The sequence below is a fragment of the Shouchella lonarensis genome (assembly GCF_900096965.1).
In the GTDB taxonomy this organism is placed as follows: Bacteria; Bacillota; Bacilli; order Bacillales; family Bacillaceae_D; genus Shouchella; species Shouchella lonarensis.
The window spans coordinates 114,042-124,323 of record NZ_FMYM01000010.1 but is presented as its reverse complement, the minus strand read 5'-3'; the positions used below and the strand labels follow the sequence as shown (position 1 = coordinate 124,323).

The 10,282-nt window shown below is 43.6% G+C and carries 8 protein-coding genes; 6 read left to right on the top strand and 2 right to left on the bottom strand.

The window, feature by feature from the left end; translation table 11 throughout:
• Nucleotides 1-105 precede the first annotated feature (105 nt).
• Nucleotides 106-1,023: a proline dehydrogenase family protein gene (locus BLT29_RS11170; protein ID WP_437182645.1), complete on the bottom strand. Its 918-nt coding sequence runs from the start codon at nucleotides 1,021-1,023 to the stop codon at nucleotides 106-108.
• Between the two features lie 165 nt (nucleotides 1,024-1,188).
• On the opposite strand from BLT29_RS11170, the gene BLT29_RS11165 reads away from it, so the two are divergent.
• Complete coding sequence (locus BLT29_RS11165; RefSeq protein WP_090776404.1) at nucleotides 1,189-2,724, top strand: sigma-54 interaction domain-containing protein; 1,536 nt, start codon at nucleotides 1,189-1,191, stop codon at nucleotides 2,722-2,724.
• A gap of 143 nt (nucleotides 2,725-2,867) precedes the next feature.
• Here the strand turns inward: BLT29_RS11165 and pruA are convergent, their stop codons facing one another.
• A complete protein-coding gene (pruA, locus tag BLT29_RS11160) occupies nucleotides 2,868-4,418 on the bottom strand; it encodes an L-glutamate gamma-semialdehyde dehydrogenase (RefSeq protein WP_090776403.1) in 1,551 nt (516 codons plus the stop codon).
• 178 nt (nucleotides 4,419-4,596) lie between these two features.
• Here pruA and BLT29_RS11155 point away from each other — a divergent pair, with 178 nt between their 5' ends.
• From BLT29_RS11155 to htpG, 5 genes are all read left to right on the top strand, one after another.
• On the top strand, nucleotides 4,597-6,339 hold the full coding sequence (locus BLT29_RS11155) for a 5'-nucleotidase C-terminal domain-containing protein (RefSeq protein ID WP_090776402.1): 1,743 nt from the start codon (nucleotides 4,597-4,599) through the stop codon (nucleotides 6,337-6,339).
• Nucleotides 6,340-6,480: 141 nt separating this feature from the next.
• Complete coding sequence (locus BLT29_RS11150) at nucleotides 6,481-6,684, top strand: helix-turn-helix transcriptional regulator (RefSeq protein WP_218124005.1); 204 nt, start codon at nucleotides 6,481-6,483, stop codon at nucleotides 6,682-6,684.
• 1 nt (nucleotide 6,685) lies between these two features.
• Nucleotides 6,686-7,162 carry a hypothetical protein gene (locus tag BLT29_RS11145; RefSeq protein ID WP_090776401.1) on the top strand — a complete coding sequence of 159 codons (477 nt, stop codon included), beginning with the start codon at nucleotides 6,686-6,688 and terminating at the stop codon, nucleotides 7,160-7,162.
• 91 nt (nucleotides 7,163-7,253) lie between these two features.
• Nucleotides 7,254-8,243 (top strand): alpha/beta hydrolase, encoded by a 990-nt coding sequence (locus BLT29_RS11140; RefSeq protein WP_090776400.1) that lies wholly within the window; start codon nucleotides 7,254-7,256, stop codon nucleotides 8,241-8,243.
• Between the two features lie 130 nt (nucleotides 8,244-8,373).
• Nucleotides 8,374-10,254, top strand: a complete 1,881-nt coding sequence (gene htpG, locus BLT29_RS11135; protein ID WP_090776399.1) for a molecular chaperone HtpG — start codon at nucleotides 8,374-8,376, stop codon at nucleotides 10,252-10,254.
• Nucleotides 10,255-10,282 lie beyond the last annotated feature (28 nt).

The following is a 10,282-nucleotide window of genomic DNA, read 5'->3' as shown; positions in this document are numbered from 1 at the left end:
GACACTTCTGGACAATAAAAACAAAAAACTCACTGATCAGACGTCAAAAACGTCAATCAGTGAGTTTGTTTTTCAGGGGCTTTTGGGACAGCCCCTTTTCCTACATCACTTCGAGAAAAATCCTCTCAAAGCAAAGCCAATATTTTGCGGTCGCTCAGCAAGACGGCGCATGAAATAACCGAACCAGTCCGTACCAAATGGCACATACACGCGCACTTTGTATCCTTCAGCAACAAGTTCTTTTTGTAAGGATGTGCGGAAGCCGTAGAGCATTTGAAACTCAAACTGGGTGCGTGGAATATTGTTTTCTTCCGCATAGGCCTTCACTTTTTCAATAATATTGTGGTCGTGACTCGCGATTGCAGTGTAACTACCATTGTCTAAATGAATACGAATGATGTTCATATAGTTATCATCAATGACCGCTTTGTCTTGGAATGCGACCTCGTCGGATTCTTTATAGGCGCCTTTAACGAGGCGAAGCGGAATTCCTTTTAAGTTTTTCACGTCGTCTTCCGCACGGTGTAAATACGCTTGAATGACGGTGCCGACGTTATCAAATTCTTCCCGAAGAATGGTTAAAATATTTAACGTTTGGACGCAATGGCTATAGTCTTCCATATCAATGCGCACAAAAATATTATATTGCTTCGCAACCGCGCAAATACGGCGCATATTATCAATGCAAAATGCTTCGTCAATGTCGAGCCCAAGTTGGGTCATTTTTAAAGATAAGTTGCACTTTGCTTGTGATTCGTGGATCGCTCGAAGGACATGAATGCACGCCTCTGTTGACGCAAGTGCTTCTTCTTTATCAAAGACAAATTCACCGAGGTGATCTAGCGTGCAATGGAGGCCTTGTTCATTCAACTTGAGGACATTGTTCATCGCTGCATCAATTGTTTGTCCAGCGACAACTTGAGCGGCGCCAAACTTTAAGCCCCATTTTTTGGCGGCTTTATTTAACATTTTATTTTTAGCTAAAAACATAAAGAATGAGCGGAGTGGTTTTTCTAACACCATCGGTAATTCCCCCTAAAAAATAACAAGATAAGAATGATTTTCTTTTCTCTATGCAATCAGCGTGCCAAATGAAGTCGGTGCACAATGCTCGCTTTTTTGATCATCCTTGTATAAAATATACATATATGAATACAAAAGTGTCTAAAAGTGTATAGGAGGAATAAGATGAAGGTACGCTTAAAGGAGATTGCGGTGCCTTATACAGGTGATGTACCGCCGGGAGCGGTTAGACGGTCAGGCGATACATTCCTTGTGGAACTCGGATGTGAGCCTTCTTTCCCAACTCATATCTATGTAGAAAATGAGTTAGGTGAAGTGACTGGACATGTGTCGCCAGAAAACCTCATTCAAGCATTGTCTACGATGCTCGGGCAATACGAGACATTTTATGAAACATTGCTAGCAACGATGGATGATGCCGTGACGGTTGTGGACGAGCATGGACATGTGCTGGCATTGAACGAAAAAATGGCGTCACTTTATCAGTTGCAGCGTGCCGAAGTGGAAGGGAAGCCGCTAGACCACTTTTTTGACCAAGAAGCACTCATGTTACAGACGGTCATGCGTGATAAAAAGCCGGTACGTCATGCGTATAATCAGCCGAAGCCGGATGTGCATGTGATTGTTAGCACTGTCCCGGTTTTTATTGGAGATCAGTGTATTGGTGGGATGTCGATTGAGCGTGACATTACCGATGTGGTCCGTTTGAATGATGAACTGTCACATGCTGCTGCTTCTTTGCATGATTTATCACAAGCAGATCTTGGCGAGCATCCTTTTTCACGGGTGATTGGTCATAGTGAAAAATTACAACAAGCGATTACACTTGCGACAAAAGTTGCCAAGACCGATGCGAACGTGTTAATTACCGGTGAAAGTGGCGTTGGGAAAGAACTATTTGCAGAAGGCATTCATCAAGCAAGTCCGCGCAAGGAAGCGCCGTTTGTCGCCATCAACTGCGGGGCGATTCCGACGGCATTATTTGAGAGTGAGTTGTTTGGTTATGTGCAAGGTGCGTTTACTGGTGCAGTGAAAGGTGGCAAACAAGGGAAGTTTGCTGCGGCTAAAGGAGGAACGTTATTTTTAGATGAGATTGGCGAAATGCCGCTTGAGCTGCAAGTGAAGTTGCTACGAGTCTTGCAAGAACGCGCGTATTACCCTGTTGGCGGTAACGAAGCGGTGCCGCTTGATGTGCGCATTATTGCTGCGACAAATAGGTCACTTGAGAAAATGATTCAGGAAGGGCGTTTTCGTGAAGACCTTTATTACCGCTTGCACGTCATTTCGATTCATATCCCGCCGCTCAGGGAGCGACTCGAAGACATGCCAGCGCTAATCCAGTGTATTTTAAAAGAGTTCGCCTTAAAGTACGATAAAGAATTGCCGCGCCTAGACCCGGAAGTTATGTACACATTGTCGAAACAAAAATGGGAAGGGAATGTTCGGCAGTTGCGTAATTTATTAGAGCGAGTTGTTATTTTAAATGGGGACACCGATGAACCGGTGCGCCTGCATGATTTGCCAGAAACGTTTCAACGACAATTACACTCGACACCACAGCCGGCGCCTGTAGTAGATGAGAAGAGCCGAATTGCTGAAGCATTGCAAACAACATTCGGCAATAAAACAGCCGCCGCAAAACTACTCGGCATCTCCCGCGCGACATTGTATAACAAAATAAAACAATGGGATTTAGAGTGACAGCATATAGCGCTTGAAATTGATCGACATTGATTGAACACATATGTATAATTAGACAATAATGTCTAAACAAATAGACACGCTCAATCTTCATGAGCGTGTCTATTTTGTAATCATATTTCTGACCTTCTGGCCTCACGGGACTAGTACATTTCAGAGACTGTTTTTGCTTGCATGTGTAAAACAAGGTAGTCAGGGCCACCCGCTTTAGAGTCTGTACCAGACATCTTGAAGCCACCAAATGGGTGATAGCCAACAATTGCCCCTGTACAGTTACGGTTGAAATACAAGTTACCGACGTGGAAATCTTGTTTTGCTTGCTCGATTTTCGCCCGGTTCTTTGTAATCACTGCACCTGTTAAGCCATACTCGGTATTGTTAGCAATCTCGAGCGCTTCGTCATAGCTTGCCGCTTTACTAATCGCGAGCACTGGCCCAAAGATTTCTTCTTGCATAATTCGTGCTGTTGGATCAACATCAGCGAATACGGTTGGCCGGATAAAGAAGCCCGTGGCATTATCACTGTCTCCACCAGCAACGAGGCGGCCTTCTTGTTTGCCAGTCTCGATGTAGCTTGTGATTTTATCAAACGCGGCTTGGTCAATGACTGGTCCCATATAGTGATTGTCTGCTTCGGCTGGGTTGCCCATTGTCAAGGCATTTGTTTTCTCAATAACTTTTTCAACGACTTCATCATACACATCTGCATGAATGACTGCACGTGAGCCAGCTGAACATTTTTGTCCAGAGAAACCGAAAGCTGAAATGACAATCGATTCCGCCGCAAGTTCAAGATCTGCTTCATTATCAACAACAACTGTGTCTTTGCCACCCATTTCAACGATGACACGCTTCAAGTGGTTTTGCTCACGTTGGACAATCGCTGCCCGTTCGTAAATGCGTGTCCCGACGTCACGAGAACCAGTGAATGTGATTAGCGCTGTTTTTGGATGATCAACTAAGAAGTCACCAACCTCACTACCGCTACCAGGGACGAAGTTGACAACGCCTTTCGGTAGGCCAGCTTCTTCAAGCACTTCTACAAACTTAGCCGCGACAACTGGTGTGGTGCTCGCTGGTTTTAAGACAACCGTGTTTCCAGTTACAATCGGTGCAACTGTTGTTCCGGCCATGATCGCAAACGCGAAGTTCCATGGTGAGATAACGACCGTCACGCCTGTCGGAGTATAGATGTAGCGATTAAATTCACCTTCACGGCTATGGACTGGTTTGCCGTCCGCAAGTTCAATCATTTGACGGGCATAATACTCGAGGAAGTCGATTCCTTCTGCTGTATCTGCATCCGCTTCTTTCCACGGCTTCCCGGCTTCTTTTACGAGCATTGCCGAAAATTCGTGTTTGCGGCGACGAATGATCGCGGCTGCACGGAATAAAATGTTCGCGCGTTCTTTCGGATCGACTTTGCGCCAAGATTCAAACGCGGTGCTAGCAGCTTCGATCGCTTGTTCAGCATGATCTTGCGTTGCCTTACCAGTCGTTCCGATTAATTCAGCTTTGTTTGCTGGATTATAAGAAGAGATTTTTTTATCTGTATCGATGCGCTCTCCATTAATGATAAGTGGGTAATGACCACCGAGGGTTGATTCCACTTCTTTTACTGCGGCAAGTAATGCTTGCTTATTTTCTTCTACTGTAAAGTCAGTAAATGGTTCATGTTTGTAAGATGTTGTCATGAAAATGCCTCCTTCAAAAATCGAGTCATGAAATTAGATGCAAAATGCATGCCAAGTGTAGAGGTGGCTTTGTAAAGGTAAATAAAGGTATATTTAAAAATGATTTGCAAAAATGTTATAAAGCGTTTACACTAAAGTTGTATGCTAGTCATCATGATGAACATAGGAGTGATTATAAATGAAGAAGAAACAAGTCGGCGCCTTAGTGTGTCTTTTAGCTATGTTTGCAGTACCGAACGTTGCACAGGCTGAAGAGACGACGGTGACCATTTTCCACACGAATGATATGCACGGTCGCGCGTTTGAAGGAGAGTTTGACGGTTTCGGTTTTGCAAAACTAGCAACGTTGTTAAAGGAACAACGGGACGAGCACTCCCTGTTGCTAGATGCTGGAGATACGCTTCATGGCACAACTTTTGCAACGCTTGAGCGTGGTACGCCAGTTATGAAAGCGTTAAATGCACTGGAATACGATGCGATGGTCGCTGGAAATCACGATTTCAACTACGGCATGGATCGCTTACTTGAATTAAAAGAGGAAGCGGACTTCCCAATATTAGGTGCCAATGTGCACGATAAAACAGGTGACGCACTGCTTGACCCATATACGGTCAAAGATGTAAACGGTATAACGATTGGTATATTCGGTTTAGCGACACCAGAAACAGCATTTAAAACGAACCCAAACAACGTAAAAGATGTCACATTTGCAGATCCGTCTGAAACAGCAGCAGAGATGGTGACGCTGTTACAAGATAAAGGCGCAGACGTCATTATTGCTGTTGCTCACCTCGGGATAGATGGTTCAAGCACTTACACGAGTGAGAAAGTCGCGTCCGACGTTGAAGGCATTGACGTCATCATTGATGGTCATAGTCATTCAGAGCTAAAAGAAGGTATGCAAGCCGACAACGACACGCTCATTGCAAGTGCTGGTGAGTATGTACAAAACCTTGGTGTTGTTGAATTAAAGTTTGATGACAAGAAATTGATTGAGAAGAGCGCACGCTTAATTCCGCGTGAAGAAGGCGAGAAAGTCGAGCCAGATAAAGACATGGCTGCGTTATTAGATGAGATTGAAAGTGCGCAAGCAGAGATCTTATCTGAAGTGGTTGGTAAAACTGCGGTTGAATTAGATGGTGAGCGTGAATCCGTGCGTGTGAAAGAAACTAACCTTGGAAACTGGGTTGCGGATGTACTGCGTGAGACAACCGGTGCAGATATTGCCTTAACAAACGGTGGCGGATTACGTGCGTCCGTTGCTGCAGGTGAAATTACAAAAGGTGACCTTGTGTCTGTTTCACCATTCGGTAACTTTGGTATAACAAAAGAAGTAACGGGAGAACAACTTGTAGCTGCGCTAGAGAATGGCGTGAAAGGTTATCCAGAGCCAAGTGGTGGATTCCCACATGTAAGTGGCATGACATTCCAATTTGATCCTGAGCAAAAACCGGGTGAGCGTGTTCACAACGTTGAGATCGCCGGTAAACCGCTTGATTTAGCGAAAAAATATGTGTTAGCAACAAATGACTTTATCGGTGCTGGTGGCGATGAGTATGACATGCTCGTTGATGCAAAGATTGTGAGTCAGTACAATGCACTTGATGAATTGCTGATTGCTTACTTGCAAGAAAAAGGTGAGATTTCTCCAAAAGTGGAAGAGCGTAGCAAAGTTGCGGCGATGACGGAAGAGGCAGTAGACAAGCAAGAAGCGGATGACAAGAAGGGTTTAGAGAAAGACAAAGAAGATAAGAAAGAAGCACCGGCAGGTACGTATGTCGTTCAATCTGGAGACACGTTGTTTGCGATTGGGATGAAGTACAATGTGCTTTGGACAACACTTCATGCGCTTAATCCAGACATTAAAAACCCAGATTTAATTTACCCAGGTGATACGTTAGTATTGCCAAAAGCATCGTAAAAAAGAAGGGAATAAATAAGTGGTGCCTCTCCATTGGGGCAGCACTTTTTTTTCTTTATAAAATGAATACTTAACTTTACATAATGTATGGTATGATTTACAATGTAGCCATGGATTATGATGTTGAAGAAGGTGTTGGTAGTGATTGAAAATCACGTACGTTTATTGCGAGCAGAAAAGCGGATGACGCAAGAGGAATTGGCAGTGGCAGTACATGTGACAAGACAGACAATTGTTGCGCTAGAAAAAGGTAGCTATTCACCGTCCTTGGTTCTTGCAATAAGAATTGCACGTCAATTTGGCTTGTCAGTGGAAGAGGTATTTATATTGAGAGAGGATGAATAAGATGAAATGGTGGATGATGATCACGTTTCATATTGTGACGGTAATACTTGCAGGATGGACATTTGCTACTTTCTACGAAGTGGCTCAACAGTTAGCAGAAGTGATTCGTCTACAACCTGATCATTGGGAAGTGACAATCAACGGCGTGCCTTGTATGTTATTTTTGTTGTATGCGGTCGTAATATCATTTGTGTTGACGCGAATGAAGCGGCAAATGGGTGTCTCGTTAAAGGCCATTCTATTATTGCCGCCGGAATTTTATGAGACAGACGAACGAGAACAAAAGATCACCACGGCGGCGTGTCGTGCTGCTTATCTGAGCATGTATATCGCAATCCCATTTCTAGTTGTGTTGTTGTTCATATATCCTTTTGTTGAAACCATCATTCCTGCATACCCTATTTTCATTGTCCTTAGTTTATCCGTTGTGCAAATCTTATCGTACGGGTTTGTTTGGCGAAAAAAATACGTTGTATGAGCCAGTGTGGTTGTTTGTAGCAAAGTCAAGAATGATAAGGATAGAATGGTTCAAACTACTGAAGAAAGAACGAGATAAAAGGAGTTGAAAGATGAAACGACGGACAAAAATCCTGCTGTGGGTGATCGCAATTACGTTTACACTGGTGCTAGCAGCCTTGTTTACAGCAAGTTGGTATATGTATAACATGGCGGTTGCTCGTGATGCAAAGCACGTACAAGTGTATGCAGGTGATATGGATTCTCCAGACGATGATGATGAGGTTGAAGCACGAAAAACATTTGAGGAAATGCTAGCGATGTTTGAACAAGGTAGACAGTGGCTACGCAACCAGCCCACGGAAGAAATGGAGCAACAGTCTTTTGACGGTTTAGTCTTGCGGGCAAGTTACTTGCAAAATGAAGTCGATACTGGGAAAGTGGCTGTATTGTTACATGGGTACCGTGGCGACCGGGAGGAGATGGGCCTGCTTGCGCAAATGTATTTGGAACAAGGGTATGATGTCTTTTTGCCGGATGCGCGAGGACATGGACAGAGTGAAGGCGATTACGTTGGTTTCGGTTGGCATGAACGTTTGGACCAGTCAACATGGATTCAGCAGCTAATTGCCGAAAAGGGAGCAGCGCAAATTGTCATACATGGCCAGTCAATGGGGGCGGCAACAGCACTCATGACCGCCGGTGAAGATTTACCTGACCAAGTAAAAGCAGTCATTGCTGATAGTGCGTACACATCTGTAAAAGAAGAATTGGCACATCAAATGCAAGAACTATTTCATGTCCCCCGCTTCCCGTTGCTTGATTTGAGTAGTATGATGACGTATTTCCGTGCGGGATACACATTTGGTGAAGCGTCAACGATTGCCCAAGTCGAAAAAGACACCCCGCCTCTCTTTCTCATTCATGGTGATCAAGATGTGTTAGTACCAACAGAAATGGCTAAAGAGCTGTATGAAGCTGCCAATGGACGGGCAGAGTTATGGGTTGTGCCTGGTGCCAATCATGTCGGATCGATGTTTGCTGCCCCGGATGCGTATCATGAAAACGTATGGGCGTTTCTTAGTCAGCATGTAGAAATGTGAATATCAATCATTTTTAAAGGAACCCATTGACGCGTCTGTAAAATTTAGTACAATATAGATAGGTTCAATTAGCACTCTCGATGTTAGAGTGCTAATTGTAATGAACAAGATTGAGGGGAGCGTTTTATTGATGGAAAAGAAACAGTTTCAAGCAGAATCAAAGAGACTACTAGAAATGATGGTTAACTCCATTTACACCCAAAAGGAGATTTTCCTGCGGGAACTCATTTCAAATGCAAGTGATGCGATTGACAAAATGTATTATCGCTCACTAACGGATGAGGCACTTGAATTTGATCAAGATCATTATGCGGTTTATATTCGAGCCGACAAAGAAAACCGCGAACTTGTGATTGAAGATACTGGGATCGGCATGACGAAAGCGGAGTTGGAAGAAAACCTGGGCACGATTGCAAAAAGTGGTTCATTGGCATTTAAGAAAGAAAATGAGTTAAAAGATGGCCACGATATTATCGGTCAATTTGGTGTTGGTTTTTATGCGGCCTTTATGGTTGCCGATGAAGTGACGGTCATTAGTCGCTCTGTCGACAGTGAAGAAGCGTACAAATGGCATTCAAACGGTACGGACGGTTATACGATTGCGCCGACAGAAAAAGATACAGTTGGAACGATTGTAACATTGAAACTGAAAGAAAATACAGAGGAAGAATCCTACGATGAGTTCCTTGAAGAGTACCGCTTAAAAGCGATTATTAAAAAATACTCCGACTTCATTCGCTACCCAATTAAAATGGATGTTACGATGAGCAAGCCGAAAGAAGGGGACGAAGAAGGTTACACGGAGTACACGGAAGAACAAACGATTAATAGCATGGTGCCAATTTGGCGTAAAAATAAAAGTGAGTTAACGGATGATGATTATACACAATTTTATCAAGATCAGCGATATGGTTTTGATCAACCATTGACACATGTGCATGTCAGTGTGGATGGGGCGGTTCGTTATAATGCCATTTTATTCATTCCGGAAAACACGCCGTTTGATTTTTACACGAAAGAATATGAAAAAGGACTTCAGCTGTATGCAAATGGTGTCTTAATTATGGAGAAGTGCGGTGATCTCCTCCCAGACTACTTCAGCTTTGTGAAAGGCATGGTTGATTCCGAAGACTTGTCGTTAAACATTTCCCGTGAGATGTTGCAACATGATCGTCAGTTAAAGCTGATTGCGAAAAACATTAAGGCAAAAATTAAGAGCCAGTTGAAGACGATGTTGAAAAAAGATCGTGAAAAATACGAGACGTTCTATAAATCTTTTGGGCGCCAGCTAAAGTTCGGTGTGTATAGCGATTTCGGTGCGAATAAAGAGGACTTGCAAGACTTGCTCTTGTTCTACTCTTCAACGGAGAAGAAGCTCGTTTCACTTGCGGACTATGTGTCGCGTATGAAAGAAGACCAGAAGCAAATTTATTATGCGACAGGTGAATCGTACGAGCGAATTGAGAAGTTGCCACAAACAGAAATGGTCGCAGACAAAGGCTATGAAATTCTTTACTTCACCGAAGATGTAGACGAATTTGCGATTAAGACGCTACGCTCATACGAAGAAAAAGAGTTTGCCTCTGTTTCTAGTGCGGACTTAAAGATTGATGAGGATGAGAAGGAAGCGCAAACAGATAACGACGATCACAGCGAACTATTTGCGAAGATGAAAGAATTCCTTGCAGGTAAAGTGAAGGACGTACGTGCATCGAAGCGGTTAAAAACACACCCGGTTTTCTTAGCAGCAGAAGGTGAGATCACGATTGAGATGGAAAAAGTGTTGCAAGCGCAAGCGATGCCAGAAAACCAGCAAGTGAAGGCCGAAAAAGTGTTGGAATTAAACCCGAACCATGAAGTATTCGCGGCGTTACAAAAAGCGTTTGAAGAAGGTGAAGATAAGTTAGCCCTCTATACAAACTTACTGTACAGCCAAGCATTGTTGATGGAAGGTTTACCGTTAGAGGATCCAGTTGAGTTTACACGCGATATGTGTAAAGTGATGGCATAAAATACGTGACAGCGGCGTCTGCTTTCAA